This window comes from Pseudomonas sp. WS 5021 (assembly GCF_012985535.1).
Lineage (GTDB): Bacteria > Pseudomonadota > Gammaproteobacteria > Pseudomonadales > Pseudomonadaceae > Aquipseudomonas.
Genome location: NZ_JAAQWP010000003.1, coordinates 427,272 through 448,661, shown reverse-complemented (window position 1 = coordinate 448,661; position 21,390 = coordinate 427,272). Strand labels below are relative to the sequence as shown.

21 protein-coding genes are annotated in these 21,390 nt (G+C 60.6%); 10 read left to right on the top strand and 11 right to left on the bottom strand.

Translation table 11 applies throughout. The annotated features are described in order from the left end of the window. Window positions 1-252: 252 nt before the first annotated feature. Both HBO19_RS12030 and HBO19_RS12025 read left to right on the top strand, forming a co-directional pair. The gene (locus tag HBO19_RS12030; RefSeq protein WP_057440427.1) at window positions 253-1,629 is read left to right on the top strand and encodes a glutamine synthetase family protein; all 1,377 of its coding nucleotides are present in this window, start codon (window positions 253-255) and stop codon (window positions 1,627-1,629) included. A gap of 163 nt (window positions 1,630-1,792) precedes the next feature. Beyond that, on the top strand, window positions 1,793-2,419 hold the full coding sequence (locus HBO19_RS12025) for a TetR/AcrR family transcriptional regulator (RefSeq protein WP_169954987.1): 627 nt from the start codon (window positions 1,793-1,795) through the stop codon (window positions 2,417-2,419). Between the two features lie 113 nt (window positions 2,420-2,532). Here the strand turns inward: HBO19_RS12025 and HBO19_RS12020 are convergent, their stop codons facing one another. The 8 genes from HBO19_RS12020 to HBO19_RS11985 all read right to left on the bottom strand — a co-directional run bounded on the left by HBO19_RS12020 (window position 2,533) and on the right by HBO19_RS11985 (window position 9,767). Further along, window positions 2,533-2,748 (bottom strand): TOBE domain-containing protein, encoded by a 216-nt coding sequence (locus HBO19_RS12020; protein WP_003213899.1) that lies wholly within the window; start codon window positions 2,746-2,748, stop codon window positions 2,533-2,535. Window positions 2,749-2,775: 27 nt separating this feature from the next. Then, window positions 2,776-3,582: an aliphatic sulfonates ABC transporter ATP-binding protein gene (gene ssuB, locus HBO19_RS12015; protein WP_169954988.1), complete on the bottom strand. Its 807-nt coding sequence runs from the start codon at window positions 3,580-3,582 to the stop codon at window positions 2,776-2,778. After that, the gene (gene ssuC / locus HBO19_RS12010) at window positions 3,579-4,367 is read right to left on the bottom strand and encodes an aliphatic sulfonate ABC transporter permease SsuC (protein WP_169954989.1); all 789 of its coding nucleotides are present in this window, start codon (window positions 4,365-4,367) and stop codon (window positions 3,579-3,581) included. Before ssuC ends, ssuB begins: the two co-directional genes overlap by 4 nt. A 9-nt stretch (window positions 4,368-4,376) precedes the next feature. Continuing rightward, window positions 4,377-5,525 (bottom strand): FMNH2-dependent alkanesulfonate monooxygenase, encoded by a 1,149-nt coding sequence (ssuD, locus tag HBO19_RS12005; protein WP_169954990.1) that lies wholly within the window; start codon window positions 5,523-5,525, stop codon window positions 4,377-4,379. A gap of 25 nt (window positions 5,526-5,550) precedes the next feature. Continuing rightward, entirely contained in the window at window positions 5,551-6,519 is a 969-nt protein-coding gene (locus HBO19_RS12000) for a sulfonate ABC transporter substrate-binding protein (protein ID WP_169954991.1), read from the bottom strand. A gap of 93 nt (window positions 6,520-6,612) precedes the next feature. Then, window positions 6,613-7,206, bottom strand: a complete 594-nt coding sequence (ssuE, locus tag HBO19_RS11995; RefSeq protein WP_038444301.1) for an NADPH-dependent FMN reductase — start codon at window positions 7,204-7,206, stop codon at window positions 6,613-6,615. A gap of 314 nt (window positions 7,207-7,520) precedes the next feature. Beyond that, on the bottom strand, window positions 7,521-8,159 hold the full coding sequence (locus HBO19_RS11990) for a peroxiredoxin (protein ID WP_169954992.1): 639 nt from the start codon (window positions 8,157-8,159) through the stop codon (window positions 7,521-7,523). Between the two features lie 276 nt (window positions 8,160-8,435). Next, a complete protein-coding gene (locus HBO19_RS11985) occupies window positions 8,436-9,767 on the bottom strand; it encodes an OprD family porin (RefSeq protein WP_169954993.1) in 1,332 nt (443 codons plus the stop codon). 369 nt (window positions 9,768-10,136) lie between these two features. Between HBO19_RS11985 and tauA the strand changes: the two genes are divergently transcribed. Further along, window positions 10,137-11,123, top strand: a complete 987-nt coding sequence (tauA, locus tag HBO19_RS11980) for a taurine ABC transporter substrate-binding protein (protein ID WP_170057566.1) — start codon at window positions 10,137-10,139, stop codon at window positions 11,121-11,123. 115 nt (window positions 11,124-11,238) lie between these two features. Here the strand turns inward: tauA and argA are convergent, their stop codons facing one another. Further along, window positions 11,239-12,537 (bottom strand): amino-acid N-acetyltransferase, encoded by a 1,299-nt coding sequence (gene argA, locus HBO19_RS11975; RefSeq protein ID WP_032858930.1) that lies wholly within the window; start codon window positions 12,535-12,537, stop codon window positions 11,239-11,241. 135 nt (window positions 12,538-12,672) lie between these two features. After that, window positions 12,673-13,821 (bottom strand): acetylornithine deacetylase, encoded by a 1,149-nt coding sequence (argE, locus tag HBO19_RS11970; protein ID WP_169954995.1) that lies wholly within the window; start codon window positions 13,819-13,821, stop codon window positions 12,673-12,675. Between the two features lie 160 nt (window positions 13,822-13,981). On the opposite strand from argE, the gene HBO19_RS11965 reads away from it, so the two are divergent. Further along, the gene (locus tag HBO19_RS11965) at window positions 13,982-15,349 is read left to right on the top strand and encodes a CYTH domain-containing protein (protein ID WP_170042117.1); all 1,368 of its coding nucleotides are present in this window, start codon (window positions 13,982-13,984) and stop codon (window positions 15,347-15,349) included. A gap of 102 nt (window positions 15,350-15,451) precedes the next feature. Here HBO19_RS11965 and HBO19_RS11960 read toward each other — a convergent pair whose 3' ends face one another. Next, window positions 15,452-15,922 carry an Lrp/AsnC family transcriptional regulator gene (locus HBO19_RS11960; protein WP_076963642.1) on the bottom strand — a complete coding sequence of 157 codons (471 nt, stop codon included), beginning with the start codon at window positions 15,920-15,922 and terminating at the stop codon, window positions 15,452-15,454. 127 nt (window positions 15,923-16,049) lie between these two features. On the opposite strand from HBO19_RS11960, the gene HBO19_RS11955 reads away from it, so the two are divergent. The 6 genes from HBO19_RS11955 (at window position 16,050) to HBO19_RS11930 (ending at window position 21,361) form a co-directional block, all read left to right on the top strand. Further along, window positions 16,050-16,385, top strand: a complete 336-nt coding sequence (locus tag HBO19_RS11955) for a hypothetical protein (RefSeq protein ID WP_170057565.1) — start codon at window positions 16,050-16,052, stop codon at window positions 16,383-16,385. Window positions 16,386-16,469: 84 nt separating this feature from the next. Further along, window positions 16,470-18,221, top strand: a complete 1,752-nt coding sequence (locus tag HBO19_RS11950) for a GspE/PulE family protein (protein WP_170057564.1) — start codon at window positions 16,470-16,472, stop codon at window positions 18,219-18,221. Between the two features lie 74 nt (window positions 18,222-18,295). Next, on the top strand, window positions 18,296-19,216 hold the full coding sequence (locus HBO19_RS11945; protein WP_027608388.1) for an SPFH domain-containing protein: 921 nt from the start codon (window positions 18,296-18,298) through the stop codon (window positions 19,214-19,216). A 10-nt stretch (window positions 19,217-19,226) separates the two neighbouring features. Then, window positions 19,227-19,673 carry an NfeD family protein gene (locus tag HBO19_RS11940; protein WP_169954999.1) on the top strand — a complete coding sequence of 149 codons (447 nt, stop codon included), beginning with the start codon at window positions 19,227-19,229 and terminating at the stop codon, window positions 19,671-19,673. A 69-nt stretch (window positions 19,674-19,742) separates the two neighbouring features. Beyond that, window positions 19,743-20,060: a DUF2388 domain-containing protein gene (locus HBO19_RS11935; RefSeq protein WP_057440438.1), complete on the top strand. Its 318-nt coding sequence runs from the start codon at window positions 19,743-19,745 to the stop codon at window positions 20,058-20,060. A gap of 161 nt (window positions 20,061-20,221) precedes the next feature. Then, window positions 20,222-21,361: a DegT/DnrJ/EryC1/StrS aminotransferase family protein gene (locus tag HBO19_RS11930; protein ID WP_170057563.1), complete on the top strand. Its 1,140-nt coding sequence runs from the start codon at window positions 20,222-20,224 to the stop codon at window positions 21,359-21,361. Window positions 21,362-21,390: the final 29 nt, after the last annotated feature.

Here is a 21,390-nt window from a genome sequence, read left to right as displayed (position 1 = left end):
TGGGTTTGAATCGAGCTTAGCCTTGTTCATTTTTTTACACAACACCCCCGTAAAAAATACAACACGGCCCGCTCAAGCCTGCTAGTCCCAAGCCGGTCAAACTGGCAAAACTGCCCAAAAAAGCCGCAAAAAAGCCCCCCGGGCGCTTTTTTAGGGCAAAAAAGGCCTCGCTTGACTTCGGCAAGCCGTTCGGGTTGACTGAAACCAGAAAAGATCAATGATTGATATTTTTAACAACAAAGGTGTTGCATCATGTCGGTACCCCCGCGTGCCGTTCAGCTTAACGAAGCGAACGCGTTCCTTAAGGATCATCCTGAGGTTCTGTACGTAGACCTTCTAATTGCGGATATGAATGGTGTGGTGCGCGGTAAGCGCATCGAACGCACCAGCCTCCACAAGGTTTACGAGAAAGGCATCAACTTGCCGGCCTCTTTATTTGCCCTGGATATCAATGGCTCGACGGTGGAAAGCACCGGCCTGGGTCTGGACATCGGTGATGCTGACCGAATCTGTTATCCAATCCCCGACACCCTGTGCAATGAACCCTGGCAAAAGCGCCCTACCGCGCAACTGCTGATGACCATGCACGAACTTGAAGGTGAACCTTTCTTCGCCGATCCGCGCGAAGTGCTCCGCCAAGTTGTAACCAAGTTTGACGATATGGGCCTGACCATCTGCGCCGCCTTCGAGCTTGAGTTCTACCTGATCGACCAGGAGAACGTGAACGGCCGGCCACAACCTCCCCGCTCGCCGATTTCCGGCAAACGCCCGCACTCGACACAGGTCTACCTGATCGACGACCTCGACGAATACGTCGACTGCCTCCAGGACATTCTGGAAGGTGCCAAAGAGCAAGGCATCCCGGCTGACGCCATCGTCAAGGAAAGTGCCCCGGCGCAGTTCGAAGTGAACCTGCACCACGTCGCCGATCCGATCAAGGCATGCGACTACGCGGTACTGCTCAAGCGTTTGATCAAGAACATTGCCTACGACCATGAGATGGATACCACCTTCATGGCCAAGCCTTACCCAGGCCAGGCCGGCAATGGGTTGCACGTGCATATTTCGATCCTGGACAAAGACGGCAAGAACATCTTTGCCAGCGAGGATCCCGAGCAGAACGCCGCATTGCGTCACGCGATCGGCGGTGTGCTGGAGACCCTGCCTGCACAAATGGCTTTCCTGTGCCCCAACGTCAACTCCTACCGTCGTTTCGGCGCACAGTTCTACGTGCCGAACTCGCCGTGCTGGGGCCTGGACAACCGCACCGTGGCGATTCGCGTACCGACCGGCTCGTCCGACGCCGTACGTATCGAACACCGTGTGGCCGGCGCCGATGCCAACCCTTACCTGCTGATGGCTTCGGTCCTGGCAGGCGTGCACCACGGCCTGACCAACAAGATTGAGCCTGGCGCACCGGTGGAAGGCAACAGCTACGAGCAGAACGAGCAAAGCCTGCCGAACAACCTGCGCGACGCCCTGCGCGAGTTGGACGACAGCGAGGTGATGGCCAAGTACATCGATCCGAAATACATCGATATCTTCGTCGCCTGTAAGGAAAGTGAGCTGGAGGAGTTCGAACACTCCATCTCCGACCTTGAATACAACTGGTATCTGCATACCGTGTAAGCGGTGGCTGCAATAAATGAACGCTGCAGGCTTATGGCCTGTGGCGTTTTTTTATGGCCGCCTGCGGCGGATCGCTGGCAAGCCCGCGCCTACAGCGATAGCGGTTTGGCAGACAACACACCTTCCTGCTCATACAATGCCCGCTGCCCTGTAGGAGACATCCATGACCCGCCCCGCCGCCCCTCGCAAACCCCGCGCCCGCAGCCAGGCCCGGATCGACGCGATCCTCGACGCCGCCCGCACCTTGCTGGCCGCCGAAGGTGTGGCCAGCCTGTCGATCTACAGCGTGGCCGAACGGGCGCAGATTCCGCCGTCCTCGGTGTATCACTTTTTCGCCAGCGTACCGGCCTTGCTCGAAGCCCTGACGGCAGACGTGCACGCCGCCTTCCGCGCAGCGCTGCAAGCACCCATCGACCACGACCAACTGCACACTTGGCGCGACCTGTCGCGCCTGGTCGAGTTGCGCATGCTGGCGATCTACAGCAAGGACGCCGCCGCCCGCCAATTGATCCTCGCCCAGCACGGCCTCACCGAAGTGACCCAGGCCGACCGCCAGCACGACCTGGAGTTGGGGGACTTGATGCTGCAAGTGTTCAACCGCCACTTTGAGGTGCCGACGCTGCCGGCGGATGTGGACGTGTTTGCCCTGGCACTGGAACTGAGCGACCGCGTGTATGCGCGCTCGGTGCATCAGCATGGGCAGATCACCCCGCGCATGGCGGAGGAAGGGATGCGGGTATTCGATGCGTATGTGGGGCTTTATTTGCCGGTGTTTTTGCCTAAGCGATAAGTTTTACGGTGACTGGGCCGGCCTCTTCGCGAGCAAGCCCGCTCCCACATTCGACCGCATTCCCATGTTCGAATGTGGCAGTAGGCTTGCCTGCGATAGCGGCCTGAAGCCGATCACAGCTTGGCGATCGACACCTCGGTGGACTTCACAAACGCAATCACTTCACTGCCAATCACCAGCTCCAGCTCTTTGACCGAGCGGGTGGTGATCACTGACGTGACGATGCCGGACGCCGTCTGCACGTCGATTTCCGACAGTACGTCGCCTTCGACGATTTCCTTGATGGTGCCTTTGAACTGGTTGCGCACGTTGATCGCTTTGATAGTCATGGTGTTATTCCTTAAGGGACAAGTGAGTTATTGCGCCCAACGCAATTGCGTAGGCAACGGTGAAACAGGTTCCGGCTCAGGCGGCGTGCCGGGCAGTGACAGCACACGGTTGAGCACTTCGGTTTCCAGGGCCGCCAGGCGATGGGAGCCGCGGACCCGCGGGCGTGGCAGTTCCACATGCAGGTCGAGGCCGATTTCGCCGTCCTCGATCAGGATCACCCGGTCGGCAATGGCCACGGCTTCGCTGACGTCATGGGTCACCAGCAACACGGTAAAACCATGCTTGCGCCACAGGTTTTCGATCAGTTGCTGCATCTCGATGCGGGTCAGGGCATCCAGCGCCCCCAAAGGTTCGTCCAGCAGCAACAGGCGCGGCTGGTGAATCAGGGCGCGGGCCAGGGCCACCCGTTGTTTCTGGCCACCGGACAACGCTGCCGGCCACTCATCGGCACGCTCGGCCAGGCCGACCGCTTCCAGCGCTTCAAGGGCCTGGGGCCGCCAGTTGCCTTTAAGGCCCAGGCCGACGTTATCGATGATCTTTTTCCAGGGCAGCAGGCGCGCTTCCTGAAACATCAGCCGCGTGTCTTCGAGCGCTTCGCTCAACGGCGCGGAGCCTGCAAGCAACTCGCCACTGGTGGCGCTATCAAGGCCGGCCAGCAAGCGCAGCAAGGTACTTTTGCCGCAGCCACTGCGCCCGACCACGGCGACGAACTGGCCCGCCGGGATGTGCAGATCGATCTCGCGCAGGACTTCCCGCGCGCCAAAGGCCTTGCGTAGCTTGCGCACCGCCAACGGGATACCCCGCAGCAGGCGTGGAGGTTGTTGAGCGGTCATGCCGCACCTCCTTTATGCACTTGATAGGCCGGATGCCAGCGCAGCCAGACCCGCTCCAGGCCCCGCGCCGCCAGGTCCGCCAGCTTGCCGAGCACCGCGTACAGCACGATCGCCAGCACTACAACGTCGGTTTGCAGGAACTCGCGGGCATTCATAGCCAGGTAGCCAATGCCGGAACTGGCCGAGATGGTTTCCGCAACGATCAGCGTCAGCCACATAAAGCCCAGGGCAAAGCGCACCCCCACCAGGATCGAGGGCAAGGCGCCGGGCAGGATCACCTGGCGAAACAGGCTCAAACCCGACAAACCGTAACTGCGAGCCATCTCCACCAGCGCCGGGTCGACGTTGCGGATGCCGTGATAGGTGTTGAGGTAGATCGGGAACAGCGTGCCAAGGGCCACCAGGAAAATCTTCGCCGTCTCATCGATGCCAAACCACAGGATCACCAGCGGGATCAGCGCCAGGTGCGGTACGTTGCGAATCATCTGCACCGAGCTGTCCAGCAGGCGTTCGCCCCATTTCGACAGGCCGGTGATAAAGCCCAGGGCCAGGCCGATGCCGCCGCCGATCACAAAACCCAGGCCCGCGCGCCAGCCACTGATGGCCAGGTGGGTCCAGATTTCACCGCTGCTGACCAGATGTACCCCAGCCGCAATCACTGCGCTGGGGGCCGGCAGAATACGCGTCGACAACCAACCCGCCGACACCGACAACTGCCACACCGCCAGCAACAGGACCGGCAGCGCCCACGGCGCCAGCCGATGCAGAATCCGTTGACTATTCATGACGGCGCCTCAGCTCTGCGACGCGGCTTTGGGAAGAATGTCGTTGGCCACCATCTCGCCAAACGGGCTGACGTAACCGGCGCTTTTCGGCAGCTCGGGACGTTCGATATCCAGGTGCGGGAACAATAATTCCGCGACCCGGTACGACTCTTCCAGGTGTGGATAGCCGGAGAAGATAAAGGTGTCGATGCCCAGGTCCGCGTACTCCTTGACCCGCGCCGCCACGGTCGGCCCGTCACCCACCAGTGCCGTGCCGGCACCACCGCGTACCAGGCCGACGCCGGCCCACAGGTTAGGGCTGACTTCGAGGTTGTCGCGGCTGCCGCCATGCAGGGCGGCCATGCGTTGCTGGCCCACCGAATCAAAGCGCGACAGCGACGCCTGGGCGCGCGCGATGGTGTCGTCGTCCAGATGGGAGATCAGTTTGTCGGCGGCTTTCCACGCCTCGTCGTTGGTTTCACGCACGATCACATGCAAGCGAATACCGAAGCGCACGGTGCGCCCGAGCTTCGCCGCTTTGGCCCGCACCTGCTCGATTTTTTCCGCCACCGCCGAAGGTGGTTCGCCCCAGGTCAGGACCATTTCCACTTGTTCGGCTGCCAGGTCCTGGGCCGCTTCGGAAGAACCGCCGAAATACAACGGCGGCCGAGGTTGCTGGATCGGTGGGTACAGCAGCTTGGCGCCTTTGACGCTGATGTGCTGGCCGTCGTAGTCCACGGTTTCGCCTTCCAGCACGCGCCGCCAGATGCGGGTGAACTCCACCGAGGCCTGGTAGCGCTCTTCATGGCTGAGGAACAGGCCGTCACCGGCCAGCTCTTCTGGATCGCCACCGGTCACCAGGTTGAACAGCGCGCGGCCACCGGATAGCCGGTCCAGGGTCGCTGCCTGGCGCGCCGCCACCGTCGGGGAAATGATCCCGGGGCGCAGCGCAACCAGGAACTTCAGACGCTGGGTCACCGGGATCAGCGAGGCGGCCACCAGCCACGAGTCCTCGCAGGAGCGCCCGGTAGGGATCAGCACCCCGCCAAAGCCCAGGCGATCAGCGGCCTGGGCGACCTGCTGCAAATAACCGTGATCCACGGCGCGAGCGCCTTCGGCGGTGCCAAGGTAATGGCCGTCGCCGTGGGTAGGCAGGAACCAGAAAATATTGAGGCTCATGGAGTTGTCTCCTGAAGAAGTCGGATTACGGCGCTTTGGCAACGGTCGCAGGTGGCGTCCAGATCACGTCCTTGATGCTCAAGGGCTTGGGAATCAATTTGAGCTGGTAGAAGGTGTCGGCGATTTTCTGCTGGGCGGCGACCACTTCCGGGGTCAGGAACAGCGCTCCGTAGCCTTGGCGTTTCACCGAGGTCAGGGTGATGTCAGCCGGCAGGCCGAGCAATGGTGCGACTTGTTCGGTGACTTGCTGGGGGTTGGCCTTGGACCATTCGCCCACGGCGCGCACTTCTTCCACCAACGCCTTGATCACGTCCGGGTGTTTTTCGGTGTAAGGCTTGGTGGCCAGGTAGAACTGGTGGTTATCGGCAATGCCGGTGGCGTCACGCAGGGTGCGGGCTTGCAGTTGCTTCTCGGCAGCCGCCTGGTACGGGTCCCAGATGACCCACGCATCGACACTGCCACGCTCGAAGGCGGCACGGGCGTCGGCGGGCGGCAGGAACACGGTCTGTACGTCGGTGTATTTCAGGCCCGCGTCTTCCAGGGCGCGCACCAGCAGGTAATGCACGTTGGAGCCTTTGTTGAGCACAACTTTCTTGCCCTTGAGCTCGGCCACCGATTTGATCGGCGAGTCCTTGGGTACCAGGATGGCTTCGCTGGTCGGCGCTGGCGGTTCGTAGGCGACGTAGAGCAGGTCGGCGCCGGCGGCCTGGGCGAACACTGGCGGGGTCTCGCCGGTGACGCCAAAGTCGATGGAGCCGACATTCAGCCCTTCAAGCAACTGCGGGCCGCCGGGAAATTCGGTCCACTGCACGTTCACGCCCTGGTCCGCCAGGCGTTTTTCCAGGGTGCCCTTGGCCTTGAGCAGCACCAGGGTGCCGTACTTCTGATAACCGATCCGCAGGGTTTCTGCGGCTTGGGCTTGAACAATGGCGCCGAAGGACACAGCCGCAGCAAACAGTGCGACCAGGCCCCGACGCAAGATGACAGTGCGCATGGCGCTCTCCAAATTGACGATGAGGGTTGTGGCTGCACCTGCTTGGCCGTTGGCGGCTGAGTAAGGTGAGGGTTTCTTACATTAGGGTTCGGCTTAAATGCTCCAGCGAGCGCTCAACAAACGTTCATTCAACACATGGGGGTCCAGCGGTTGCGGGCGGCGGGCCATGGCGCTGTAGAACTGCTCCAGGGCTTCGCTCAAGCGTTGTTCAAGGATCGGCACCAACTGCGCCTGGGCACTGCCTTCGCCGTAGGCGATCTGGCTGTCTTCGGCGAAAATCCCGTGCAGCAGCTCCTGGGCTTTCAGCGCCGACAGCACGGGTTTCAGGGCGTAGTCCACCGCCAGCATGTGGGCAATGCTGCCGCCGGTGGCCATGGGCAACACCACTTTGTGGGCCAGGGCGCGTTCCGGCAGCAGGTCGAGGACGGTTTTCAATGCACCGGAAAACGAAGCCTTGTACACCGGCGTGGCAATCAGCAAACCATCGGCATTGGCCACCTGGGCCAGCAGGTCGAGGACCTTCGGGCTGTCGAAGCGGGCATACAACAAATCTTCGGCCGGGAAGTCCCGTACCTGATAACTCACCACTTCCACGCCTTGCTGCTGCAACCAGCGCCGGGAATGATCCAGCAAGACCCCGGAGCGGGAACGCTGACTGGGACTGCCACCAAGTGTTACGACCAGCATCTGGAGTTTCCTTGAGCAAGTGTCGGCGGTTCGCGGTGCGGCGATGGCGCCAAGATGGGACAGACCTTATCAGCAGATTTATATATCTATAAATCTTATTTTTTCATTTGTTTATTCTTAAATTGCATATAAGAAAGATCATTCGCCAGGCGAAAAAAAAGGCCGTCGAAACGGCCTGAAAACCCCTGCTATGTGAGTCGGTCCTCATGCAATGTTTGCAGCGTTTGTACTGGCGCTATCGCGGGCAAGCCCGCTCCCACAGGGGAATGCGGTCAACAGTGGGAGCGGGCTTGCCCGCGATGGCGATGTGAGCTTTAGCGGTTGGGCTGTGGGGTCAGCCGCAGATACGGCTTCACCGCCCGATAACCCTTGGGAAAGCGCTTCTTGATCTCTTCCTCATCCTTGAGCGAAGGCACGATCACCACTTCGTCACCGTCCTGCCAGTTGGCCGGGGTGGCGACTTTGTAGTTGTCGGTCAGCTGCAACGAGTCGATGACCCGCAGGATTTCGTGGAAGTTGCGCCCGGTGCTGGCCGGGTAGGTGATGGTCAGGCGAATCTTTTTGTTCGGGTCGATCACGAACAGCGAACGCACGGTAAGGGTGTCGTTGGCATTGGGGTGGATCAGGTCGTACAGGTCCGAGACCTTGCGGTCGGCATCGGCCAGGATCGGGAAGTTGACGATGGTGTTCTGGGTTTCGTTGATGTCTTCGATCCACTTGTGGTGGGAGTCCACCGGGTCTACCGACAGGGCAATGGCCTTGACCCCGCGCTTGGCGAACTCATCCTTGAGCTTGGCGGTGAAACCCAGCTCGGTGGTGCACACCGGGGTGAAGTCAGCCGGGTGGGAAAACAACACGCCCCAGCTATCGCCCAGCCACTCGTGGAAGCGAATCTTGCCGGCGCTGGAATCCTGTTCAAAGTCGGGGGCGATATCGCCCAGTCTGAGGCTCATGGTGTGGCTCCTGATGAGTGCTTATGGAACCCACTGTGCCTGTGCCGATGATATTTTAAAAAGAATAAATATCGATTTATTTAGACGATAAAGGAATATTAAAAATCTGTTCACTGGACCGCAACCAAGGCGCAGGCCAACATGCACCCAAGGTTCGAGAAGGCCTTGAGACGCTGTAGAAAGAGGGGTTCAGGAAGGGCTTGCGGGGGTTGAGCCCGACTTGAAAGCAACAGCACCTTGCCCGGCATTGCGCCGGGCAAGGTTTTACTGCTGGTCTTACAGGATCGGCAGGGTGTAGCTGACGATCAGACGGTTTTCGTCCTGGTCACGCTGGGTAGTAACCTGGGAACGCAGCGAAGCGTTTTTCCAGGCCAGGCCCAGGCCCTTGAAGGTGCCTTCAGGGATTACGTAGCCGAGGTTGAAGTCACGTTCCCACTCGCTTTTGTCACCATTCACGGCGGCAATGTTGTCGCCCTTGAGGTAGACCACAGAAGTGGTCAGGCCTGGCAAGCCGATGGTTGCGAAGTCATAGGCGTACTGGGCCAACCAGGTACGCTCGCCGGCGCGTTGGAACTTGCCGATCTGCATGTCGGTGATGATGTAAGCCGAAGCGCCATCACCCTGGTTGAGGAACGGGAAGTCGCTGGTGCCATTGACACGCTGGTAGCCGGCGCTGATGGCGTGGCCTTGCAGGCTGTACGTGAACTTGGCGCTCCAGGTGCGGTTGTCGACTTCGCCGCCATTCTGGTAGCCCGAAGCACGGTAGCCGGCAATACGACCTTCCTGGCTCGAGTTCTTGCCGTCGGAGTCGCTGTTGAAGTAACGCAGGTCGGACTTGATGCTACCGACTGGCAGCGCCCAGTTGTGGGTCAGGCCCAGGAAGTGCTGCTTGTAGAAGTCGGACAGGTTGCCGTAGTAGTACTGGGCAGTCAGGTCCTTGGTGATCTTGTAGTCACCACCAGCAAAGTAGAACTCGTTGCTGCGGGCGTTGGCGGTAGCGGTGCGGGTTGCACCGTTGGAGCCAGCGATGGTCAGCGAGTCGTTGTTGGTGGAGTTACGGCCTTTGGCGTGTTCCAGCTTACCGCCAACCAGAGTCAGGTTGTCGATGTCGTTGGAGGTGATCTGACCGCCTTCAAAGGTCTGCGGCAGCATACGACCGTCGTTGGACGTCACTACCGGCAGTTTCGGCAGCAAGGTACCCAGCTTCAGTTCGGTCTTGGAGATCTTGACCTTACCGGTCAGGCCCAGGCTGGCGAAGTCGTCTACCGCACGACCGTCGTGGTCGCTAGGGAACACGGTGCCGCCCTTGGAGTTGTTGCCGTTGTAGGCAGTGCCTTTACCGGAGTCCAGCTTGACGCCGTACAGGCCGATTGCATCAACACCAAAACCAACGGTGCCTTGGGTGTAGCCCGAAGCAAAGTTGAAAATGAAGCCCTGGCCCCACTCTTCCTGCTTGGAAGGTTTGGCCGTGCCATCACGGTTGTCGGTATTGATGTAGAAATTACGTGCAGTAACGCTTGCCTTGCTGTCTTCAACAAAACCAGCGGCGCCAGCTTGCTGGGCCAAAACCCCAGCTGCGACGGCGAACGCCAATGTGGACTTCTTCATGTACCGCTCCTCTCGTTTCTAATTTTTGTAGTTCTTTGGTCTCGGGTCTGACGCCCTCGATCCACAGATGCGCGATTAGCGCCAGATCGTGACTGACAAGTCAATCGTAACCTTGTGTGTCTACTACCTTCGTCTAATCGCAGTTGATTTGGTCCCTGCAGGGTAATGAGTTTTTCATACACCCAAAAAGAATTATTTCATCCTTTTTCATACTATTCAGGAATAACACTTTCCATGGCGCGACAATCCCGCAGCGGGGTATCGCTCCATAAGCTAATTCCTAAAGGGTATTTATTGGCCATTTTTTAGATCGTTTAGTGTGAGCAGAATCTCGCACACGTCACTCACGATCAAAAAGGCGACGCCATCATGGCCAAACGCGCATCCTCTAGTCAATTTGTTACAGTTTTACTATCGCTTACACTTTCTTTTGGGGTGCAGGCCGCCAACCTAACCATCGGTTATCAGACCGGCATCGATCCGAGCAAAGTGCCCCAGGCCGACGGTGTTTATGAGCAGGCCATCGGCGAGAAAATCGACTGGCGCCGCTTCAACAGCGGCCCGGACGTGGTCACCGCGATTGCCTCCGGCGATGTGCAGATCGGCAACCTCGGCTCCAGCCCGTTGGCGGCCGCCGCATCCCGCAATCTACCCATCGTAGCCTTCATCGTATCGGCTCAGATCAATAGTTCTGAAGCTTTGGTAGTGCGTAACGGCAGCCAAATTGACGCACCCAAGGACCTGATCGGCAAAACCATTGCCACACCTTTTGTCTCCACATCTCACTACAGCCTGCTCGGGGCCTTGAAACACTGGGGCCTGGACACCACACAGGTGAAAGTGGTGAACCTGCAACCAGGCGAAATTGCCGCAGCCTGGAAACGCGGGGATATCGATGGTGCCTTTGTCTGGTCGCCCGCCCTGGGGGAAATCCGCAAGACCGGCAAGACGTTGACCGACGCCGCCGAGGTGGGCCAATGGGGCGCGCCGACGTTCGAGGTGTGGGTGGCGCACAAGGACTTTGCCGAGAAACATCCGGAGGTCGTGGCCAAGTTTGCCAAGGTCACCCTGGATTCGTTTGCCGAGTACGCAGCGCACAAATCCGAGTGGACGGCGGATTCGGTACCGGTGCAAAAGATCGCCCGGTTGACCGGCGCAAACGCCGCAGACATCCCCGAACTGCTGGAAGGCAGCACCTTCCCCGATGCACAGGCGCAGCGAACCGACGCCTTGCTCAATGGTGGGACAGCCAAGGCCATTGGGGAGACGGCGAAATTTCTTAAGGAACAAGGGAAAGTAGAGACCGTGTTACCGGACTATTCGGCCTACGTGACCGGAAAATTCATCAAAGAATAAACCCTCCCCCTGTAGGAGCCGGCTTGCCGGCGATGGCGGTGGGCCAGTGAACAAAGATGTCGACTGATACACCGCCATCGCGGGCAAGCCCGCTCCTACATTGGATGGGTGGCGCTTATAAGGTCTTTTCGAAGATCTTCGAATTACGCTGGAAGTTGTACAGCGAAGCCCGCGCCGATGGCAGGCGATCGACGCTGCTCGGCACGAATCCGCGCTCGCGGAACCAGTGGGCGGTGCGGGTCGTCAGCACGAACAAGGTCTTCAAGCCTTGGGTGCGGGCGCGGGTTTCGATGCGCTCCAATAGCTCATCGCCACGGCCACCATGGCGATACTCCGGATTGACCGCCAGGCACGCCAGTTCGCCGGCATCCGAGTCGGCAATCGGGTATAGCGCGGCGCAGGCGATGATCATGCCTTCGCGTTCCACCACGCTGAACTGCTCGATTTCCCGCTCCAGCACTTCCCGCGAGCGGCGCACCAGGATCCCTTGCTCTTCCAGCGGGCTGATCAAGTCCAGCAAGCCGCCGACGTCTTCAATCGCCGCCTCACGCACCAGCTCGAACTGCTCCTGAGCCACCAGGGTACCGCCGCCGTCGCGGGTGAAAAGTTCGGTCAACAGCGCACCGTCCTCGACATAACTGACGATATGGCTGCGCCCCACGCCCCCACGACAGGCCTCGGCCGCCGCATCCAGCAGTTCGGCCTGGTAATTGTTGCCCAGGCGTTGCAGGTGCGCCGGCACTTGTTGCGGGCGCAGTTCGCGCACCAGCCGGCCGTTTTCGTCGATCAGGCCCAGGTCTGCGCCGAACAGCAGCAGCTTGTCGGCGCCCAGGTCGATGGCGGCGCGGGTGGCGACGTCTTCACAAGCGAGGTTGAAAATCTCCCCGGTCGGCGAATAGCCCAACGGCGACAGCACGACGATGGAGCGCTCGTCCAACAGGCGATTGATGCCCTTGCGGTCAACCCGGCGCACTTCACCAGTGTGGTGGTAATCGATGCCGTCCAGCACGCCGATCGGCCGCGCGGTCACCAGGTTGCCACTGGCCACCCGCAGGCGCGAGCCCTGCATCGGCGAAGACGCCATGTCCATGGACAGCCGCGCTTCAATGGCAATGCGCAGGTGGCCGACCGCGTCGATCACGCACTCAAGGGTTGCCGCATCAGTGATGCGCATGCCGTCGTGGTAATGCGGGGTCAGGCCGCGAGCGGCAAGGCGGGTTTCGATTTGCGGGCGCGAACCATGCACCAGCACCAGGCGCACGCCGAGGCTGTGCAGCAGCACCAGGTCGTGGACGATATTGCCGAAGTTGGGATGATCCACACCATCGCCCGGCAGCATGACCACAAAGGTGCAGTCACGGTGGGCATTGATGTAGGGCGAAGCGTGACGAAGCCAATTGACGTATTCGGGCATAAAACCTGGGCCTGTAATAAAAAGCAGCCAAAAAAGGATGAATCGCTAAACGCACAGCGGGCTGATGGTTATCGTCGGAACAGGCTTGGCGACACGCTCGCTCTCCTTCTATGTACGGGGTGCAATGGAGTTAATTTATGCAGGTTTGAGGCAGTAGTGTTCAATCAATTCCCGCAATAGACGCACTGTAGGCGTCAAGCGTGACATTTCAAGGTACTCGCCCGGCTGGTGGGCGCAGGCGATATCCCCAGGGCCGAGCACCAGGGTTTCACAACCAAGGCGCTGAAGATAAGGCGCTTCAGTGCCGAACGCTACTGCTTCGGCACGATGACCGGTCAAACGTTCCGCGACCCGCACCAGCTCCGCATCTTCCGGCTGCTCGAAGGGCGGCACTTCGGGGAACAGTGGCGCGTAGTCGATCTGCACCTGATGGCGCTCGGCGATGGGCGTCAGCTTCTGGCGGATGGCGTCGCGCAACACCTGGGGATCCATGCCGGGCAAGGGCCGCAGGTCGAACTCCAGGGAGCACTGGCCGCAAATGCGGTTGGGGTTATCGCCGCCGTGGATGCAGCCAAAATTCAAGGTCGGCTGGGGCACGCTGAACTGGGGGTTGCGGTACTCCCGCTGCCAGGCCAGGCGCAGGCCGCGCAGCTCGCCCATGGCGTCATGCATGGCTTCGAGGGCGCTGTGGCCCAGGCTTGGGTCCGACGAATGGCCACTGCGTCCGAGAATATCGATGCGCTCCATCATCACGCCTTTGTGCAGGCGGATCGGCTTGAGGCCCGTGGGCTCGCCAATCACCGCGGCACGCCCCAGCGGGCGACCGGCCGCAGCCAGGGCGCGGGCGCCGGCCATGGAGCTTTCTTCATCGCAGGTGGCGAGGATCAGCAGCGGCTGCTTGAACGGTTGGTCGAGCAGCGGCAAGACGGCTTCGATGGCCAGCGCGAAAAAACCCTTCATGTCGCAGCTACCCAATCCTACCCAGCGCCCGTCCACTTCCGTCAACTTCAAAGGATCGGTCTGCCATAGCGCTTCATCGTACGGCACGGTATCGCTATGCCCCGCCAGCACCAGGCCACCGGGGCCGCTGCCAAAGCTGGCCAACAGGTTGAACTTGCCGGGGCTGACCTGCTGGATATCGCAGGCAAAACCCAAATCGCCGAGCCAGGTGGCGAGCAAATCGATCACCGGGCGGTTGGTCTGGTCGAGAGACGCTTGGGTACAACTGACAGAGGGCGCGGCAATCAGTGCGGCAAATTGTTCTTTCATGGACGGTAAAGGCATGCGCTGTCTCTCAACTTCCACAGATGAAACCCATCATAGAACCATCCGCGCTGCACAATAAACCCGTTACGGCACGTTGCCCGGCTCAGTCCTGTACACTGCACGGCCTTGGCAGCCACCTATTCTCCCGGCTGCACTCCCGATCCTGGATGTTCCGGCCATGCAAAAAGAAACCGAAATCAAGCTCCGCGTCAGCCGCGAGACCCTCGCCGCGCTGCGTGAGCACCCGCTCCTGAAAAAACGCAACAAAAGTGGCTGGGAACGCCGTGAGTTGATGAACCAGTACTTCGACACCCCCGAGCGCGACCTGGCCCAGGCCAAGGTTGCCCTGCGCCTGCGCAAGGATGGCGACGAAGTGATCCAGACCCTCAAGACCCGTGGCCACAGCGTTGCCGGCTTGTCGGAGCGCAATGAATACGACTGGAAACTGGCCAAGGCCAAGCTCGATGTGAAGAAACTCGACGGCGAATGCTGGCCCGAGCAACTGGCCGAGTTGGACAAAAAGACCCTCAAGCCGATCTTCACCACCGACTTCGTACGCGAACGTGCCGAGATCGCCTGGGGCCGTGGCAAGGCCAAGGTGGTGATCGAAGCCGCCCTGGACCTGGGCCAGGTGATTGTCGGCAAACAGAAGGAAGAAATCTGCGAGCTGGAACTGGAACTGCGCGAAGGCGAGCCCGCCGCCCTCCTGGAACTGGCAGCCGAGCTGGCGCAAACCCTGGCGCTGATGCCGTGTGATATCAGCAAGGCCGAGCGCGGCTATCGCCTGTTCGACGCCAACAGCTACTCCCTGAGCCTGCCGGCCCCGCAACTGCAACCACAAATGCCCCTGGACGACGCCTTCGCCGCGCTGACCTGGCATTTGCTGGGCAGCAGCCAGCGCCTGGCCGAGCAGTACCGTTTCAACGGTCACTGGCGCCTGTTGCAGGACTGGGTAGACAACCTCGCCGAAATGCGCGCCCTGATCGGCAGCCTTGGCCAGGCCGCGCCACGCCAGTCCACCAGCGAACTGCGCAGCGCCCTCGACGCCCTTTTGGAAGACTGGCGCCCGCTGGTCCAGGCCGGTGAAGACGATGAAGACGTGCGCAAGGCCGCGCCGGAACAGTTCCTCGAAGAATTGACCGACGTGCGCTGGGGCCTGTTCTCACTGAACACTTCGCGCTGGCTGCTGGCCCGCACCTGGACCCTGGACCGCAATGTGCGTGGCAACCGCCAGGGCGCCGCCCAGGTCGCCAACTGGCTGCCGCGCCTGCTGGCCGACGAAGCCGTCGCCCTGCGCCTGCCGCGCTACCAGCAACAGCCCGAAGACCTGGCCGAGCAACTGCCGCGCATCGAGCGTCTGCAGGCCTGGCTGCATCACGCCCGCCACCTGCTGGAGATCCCGGAGCTGGATCGTTTGTACGGCGAGTTGAACAAGTTGGCGGCCCTGGCCAACCAGCCGATCACCGATGAGTCGCTGGATGCGCGGATGCATCAGGTGATTGCGGTGTATCAGAACCGTGCCTGGAAGACTTTGTTGCGCATGTAAGATTGCTATCGCGGGCAAGCCCGCTCCCACACTCGAACCGATTTCCTCTGGAACACTCGGTCAACTGTGGGAGCGGGCTTGCCCGCGATGACACCCGCACTATCACCGCAACACTGGCAGGCTGGTGGTGGACTTGATCTCCGACAGCGCCACAATCGAATTGACCTCCTGAATCCCCGGCACCATCGACAGTTTCTCGAAGAAGAAACGCTCATATGCCTCGATATCCGAGGTGACAATGCGCAGTAGAAAATCCACCGACCCCATCAGCACATAACACTCCAGCACTTGCGGGAACCCGCGGATCGCCTCGGTGAATTCCGTGAAGTTGGAGCGCCCGTGGGCGTTGAGTTTGACCTCGGCAAAGATCTGCGTATTAAGGCCGATTTTCTTGCGGTCGAGCAGCGTTACCTGGGCGCGAATCACCCCCTCCTCCTTGAGCCGCTGAATCCGCCGCCAGCAGGGCGACTGCGACAGGCCGACCTGTTCGGCAATCTGCGCGCTGGAGAGCGACGCGTCTTCCTGGAGCAGTGCCAGGATCCGGCGGTCGTAGACGTCCAACTCACTGTGCATAAAAATACCTATTAATCTAGTTTCTGCGAATTACCTTATTCATATATACGGCATATCACTCCAACATAGATAAGAAATACCCCACACCCCATGTAAAAATTTCTCCAGTCAAATTTGGAGAACGGCCATGCATTCAATTCCATCCAGCCCCACCACCCGCGTCGATGCCTGGGCCGTCAGCAACAGCCATTGCCAGGCGCGCTACCAGATCCTCGCCGAAGCCGAGCCCGATGTGCTGTGCCGGATCCTCAATTTCTTCGCCTTGCAGTTTTTGGTGCCGCAGCAGGTGACCGTGATGCGCGACGATGACCTGCTGAACATCGACGTAGTGATGGATGGCCTGAGCTGGCACCGCGCCCAGGTGATCGGCGAAAAACTTCGTAACCTGATCAGCGTGTGCTCGCTGGAACTACAACCCGTTGAATCCACAAGGCTACAAACCGTGCAGGCGGTGGCTCAGTAAAAACCGGCAATAACCCGCTGGGCGACAGCGACCAGGATCGGACTAGCCTTGGCGCTGCTGCTTCAAACCGCCCAGGAAACCGCCATGTCCGCTGTGCCAGAACACCAGGATCGCAGGCTTTGCCTCGACGATCTGCTGCCCGCCCTTACCGCCCACGGTTTGCTCGACACCGCCCTGGCCGAGCGCTTGCGGCGCACATCGGCCGATGGTTTGCATCCGCTGGAGTTTCTCGCCGGCCAGTCACTGCCTGATCCCGCCAGGCCCGGCCTCTCGCTGTGCCTGGAACGGCTGACGGAGTGGCTCGCCCGTCAGGTGGGGCAGCCCTACCTACGCATCGACCCGCTGAAAATCGATGTCGCGAGCGTGGTGCCGCTGATGTCTCACGCCTTCGCCCAACGCCACCATATCCTTGCCGTCGCCGTTGACCGCGACAGCGTGACGGTAGCCAGTGCCGAACCGTACCTGCGTGAGTGGGAAACAGGCCTGGCCCATGTGTTGAAGCGCCCGATCAAGCGCGTGGTAGCCAACCCCGAGGCGATCCGCAGTTGCACCCAGGAGTTCTTCCGCCTGGCCAGGTCGGTCAACGGGGCCGACCAGACCAACCCCACGGCGACCGCTGCCGAGCAACTGCTCAGGCTCGGTGCCGGTGAGCAGGAACCAGACGCCAACGACGCGCACATCGTCAATATTGTCGACTGGCTGCTGCAATTTGCCTTTGGCCAGCGCGCCAGCGATATCCACATCGAACCGGGCGCCGACCAGGGCCGCGTGCGTTTGCGTATCGATGGACTGCTGCACGATGCCTATCAGTTTCCGTCCCAGGTCACCACCGCCGTGGTCAGCCGCCTGAAAAGCCTTGGGCGGATGAATGTCGCCGAAAAGCGCAAACCCCAGGATGGCCGGATCAAGACCAAGACGCCCGCGGAGATCGAAGTGGAACTGCGCCTTTCGACCCTGCCCACGGCCTTCGGCGAGAAGCTGGTGATGCGGATTTTTGATCCACAGGTGCTGCTCCAGGACTTCCAGCAACTGGGGCTTTCGGCCGATGACTTGCTGCGCTGGCGGCAAATGACCGGTCAGGCCAACGGCATCATCCTGGTCACCGGCCCCACCGGGTCAGGCAAGACCAGCACCCTCTACAGCACACTGCGACAGCTGGCGACCCGCACGGTCAACCTGTGCACGGTGGAAGATCCAATCGAGATGGTGGAACCGGCCTTCAACCAGATGCAGGTCCAGCACAATATCGACCTGACCTTCGCCAGCGGCATCCGCGCGCTGATGCGCCAGGACCCGGACATCATCATGATCGGGGAGATCCGCGACCTGGAAACCGCTGAAATGGCGATCCAGGCGGCCTTGACCGGCCACCTGGTGCTCTCGACCCTACATACCAACGATGCCCCCAGCGCGATCAGTCGCCTGCTGGAACTGGGCATCCCCCATTATTTGATCAAGGCCACATTAATTGGGGTCATGGCCCAGCGTCTGGTGCGGCGGTTGTGCCCGCACTGTAAAAGCCCGGAGGCACTGAACCAGGACGATTGGCGCAGCGCCACCCAGTCCTGCACGCCGCCCCCCGCCAGCGTCTACCGGGCCAATGGCTGTGCAGAATGCCGGGACAGTGGCTATCTCGGACGCATCGGGGTTTACGAGATCATGCTGATGAATGACGCTGCCAGGAACCTGGTCTGCGCCGAAACCGACCTGCAGGCATTGCGCCGCCAGGCGCTCAAGGACGGCATGCACAGCCTGCGATTGTCGGGCGCCCACAAGGTTGCGGCGGGGCTGACCACCCTGGAAGAGGTCTTACGGGTCATCCCCTCCAACGAGTAAACCGTTCTTATCTGCGACAAGCCCGTTACAATCGACAGACTTCGCGTACCGCCACCACCAGACAAGGAATCGTTATGCAGATCGGAACAGTGCTTCTCCTCTTCGTAGGCTTGGCCATTGCCATCCTGTTCATGGGCTTCAAAGTCGTGCCCCAGGGCTACCAATGGACGGTGGAGCGCTTCGGCCGCTACACCAACACGCTCAAGCCTGGCCTGAATATCATCATTCCGGTGATGGACCGCATCGGGCGCAAGATCAACGTGATGGAAAGCGTGCTGGATATTCCGCCCCAGGAAGTGATCACGGCCGATAACGCCACGGTGCAGATCGACGCGGTGTGCTTCTTCCAGGTGGTGAATACCGCCCAGGCGGCCTACGAGGTCAACAACCTCGAACATGCGATCCGCAACCTGCTGCAAACCAACATCCGTACGGTGCTCGGTTCCATGGAACTGGACGCCATGCTCAGCCAGCGCGACGGCATCAACGAGAAGCTGCTGCGCACGGTCGATGAAGCCACCGCGCCGTGGGGCATCAAGATCACCCGCATCGAGATCAAGGACATCAGCCCACCTGCCGACTTGATGGCCGCTATGTCCGGCCAGATGAAAGCTGAGCGGATCAAGCGTGCCCAGATCCTCGAAGCCGAAGGCCTGCGTGCCTCCGCTATCCTGACCGCCGAAGGCAAGAAGCAGGCGCAGATCCTCGAGGCCGAAGGGGGTCGCCAGGCTGCGTTCCTGGAATCTGAAGCCCGTGAGCGTCAGGCTGAAGCCGAAGCGCGCGCCACACAGGTGGTATCGGAGGCGATTGCCACCGGTAACGTGCAGGCCATCAACTACTTTGTCGCGCAGAAATACATCGATGCCCTGGGCAAGCTGGCCTCGGCCAACAACAGCAAAGTGATCCTGATGCCGCTGGAAGCCAGCCAGGTCATTGGCGCGGTGGGCGGCATCGGCGAAATCGTCAAGGCCACCTTCGACAACAAGAAAGCCTGAGGCTCGCGCCATGTGGGAATTCCTGCAACACCTGTCGTTCTGGGATTGGCTGGCGCTGGGCACCGTGCTGCTGATTCTCGAAGTGTTTGGTGCCGGCGGCTATCTGTTGTGGATGGGGATCGCGGCGGCAGCGGTTGGCGTGCTCAAGTTCCTGATTCCAGGGCTTGGGCTGGAGCTGCAACTGCTGCTGTTTGCGGTGCTGTCGATCCTGACGGCGGTGTACTGGTGGAAGCGCCAGCGCAGCAGTGCCAAGGCCAGCGATCAGCCGGGCCTGAATATGCGTGGTTCGGAGCTGATTGGCCGCACCTTTGTGGTGCATCAGGCGATTATCGATGGCCGGGGCAAAGTCAAGGTCGGCGATGGCGTGTGGATGGTCACCGGGCCTGATGCGCCTGTAGGGGCTCAAGTACGGGTGATTGGCCAGGAAGGCGTGATTCTGCGGGTCGAAACTGTTTAGTCAGCCATGGAACTAGGCTGGGTTATCTACAATCAAACTGTTCAGATAACCCAGTCGGAGTCACCCATCATGCGTCTCAAATATGCTGTCGCCACCCTCGCCGTGCTTTCCCTCCCAGTTGGATCGGCCATGGCCGACAGCTTCTGGCGTAATGTCATCTCATCGGGCGCCACCACCGGCTCCACGTACCTGACCTTCAAGGACCACAAGCTGGTAGTCGCCGCCCAGGACGACGCCGGTAGCTTCGTCGCCAGCGACGGCGGCATCCGTGGCCCTTACCTGGAAGCCGCCATGCAGAAAGTGCGTGCCGACAACCCAGGCCTGAAGGCCACTGACATGGAACTGGCCAACGCCATCCTGGCGAAGAACGCCATCGCCGCCGAGTAAACCGGGCACAAAAAAGCCGCTTCAAAAGCGGCTTTTTTGTGCCTGTCGTTCGACGATTCGTTCACGGATGACAGGCTATATTCAGTTACCCCGTGCGACGATGCCGGGGTTGATATGAGCTTTTATTCTTAGTTCTTCTTAAAACGGATGCCTTCAACGTCATGAGCCAACTGCCTTTCCTACCGTTTTCAAAACCGACCATTGATGAAGCCACTATCGCGGCAGTCGGTGAAGTGTTGCGTTCCGGCTGGATCACCAGCGGGCCCAAGGTGCAGGCGTTCGAAGCACAATTGTCGGAATATTTTGGCGGCCGGCCGGTGCGCACTTTCAACTCCGGCACCTGCACCATGGAGATTGCCTTGCGCATCGCCGGTGTCGGGCCGGGGGATGAAGTGATCACCACGCCGATTTCCTGGGTGGCAACGGCCAACGTGATTCTGGAGGTAGGCGCCACGCCGGTGTTTGCCGATATTGACCCGGTGACCCGCAATATCGACCTGGCCCAGGTGGAAGCGGCCATTACGCCGCGCACCAAGGCGATCATCCCGGTGTACCTGGCCGGCCTGCCGCTGGACATGCCGATGCTCTATGCACTGGCCAACAAGTACGGGCTGCGGATCATCGAGGACGCCGCCCAGGCATTGGGCTCCAGTTGGGATGGCCAGCGAATTGGCGCCACGGGGGATTTTGTCTCGTTCAGCTTCCAGGCGAACAAGAACATCACCTGTTCCGAAGGCGGCTGCCTGGTGTTGAACAACGCTGAAGAAGCGCGCCTGGCGGAGAAATACCGCCTGCAAGGCGTGACCCGCAGTGGGTTCGACGGGTTGGACGTGGATGTGCTGGGCGGCAAGTTCAACATGACCGATATCGCCGCCGCCATCGGCCTGGGCCAGTTTGCCCATCTCGAGCAGATCACGGCCCATCGCCAGGCCCTGGCCCGGCATTACTTCGAGTGTTTGGGCAGCGATTTCGAGGCAACGTACGGCGCACAACTGCCGCCTGCAGACTTTGAAAACAGCAACTGGCACCTGTTCCAACTGGTTCTGCCCGAGCGTGCGGATGGCCTGCCGGCCCGCGCTACGTTCATGGAGCAGATGCAGGCCCAGGGCGTGGGCATTGGCTACCACTACCCGCCGATCCACCTGCTGAGCCTGTATCGGGCACAGGGGTTCAAGGAAGGCATGTTTCCGGTTGCGGAAAGCGTCGGACGCTTGATTGTGTCGTTGCCGATGTTTACGGCGATGACCAAGGCGGATGTGGAGCGGGCTGTTGCGGCGGTGAAGCAGGTGCTCAAGCCCTGACCGTTGCAGGAGCCGGCTTGCCGGCTCCT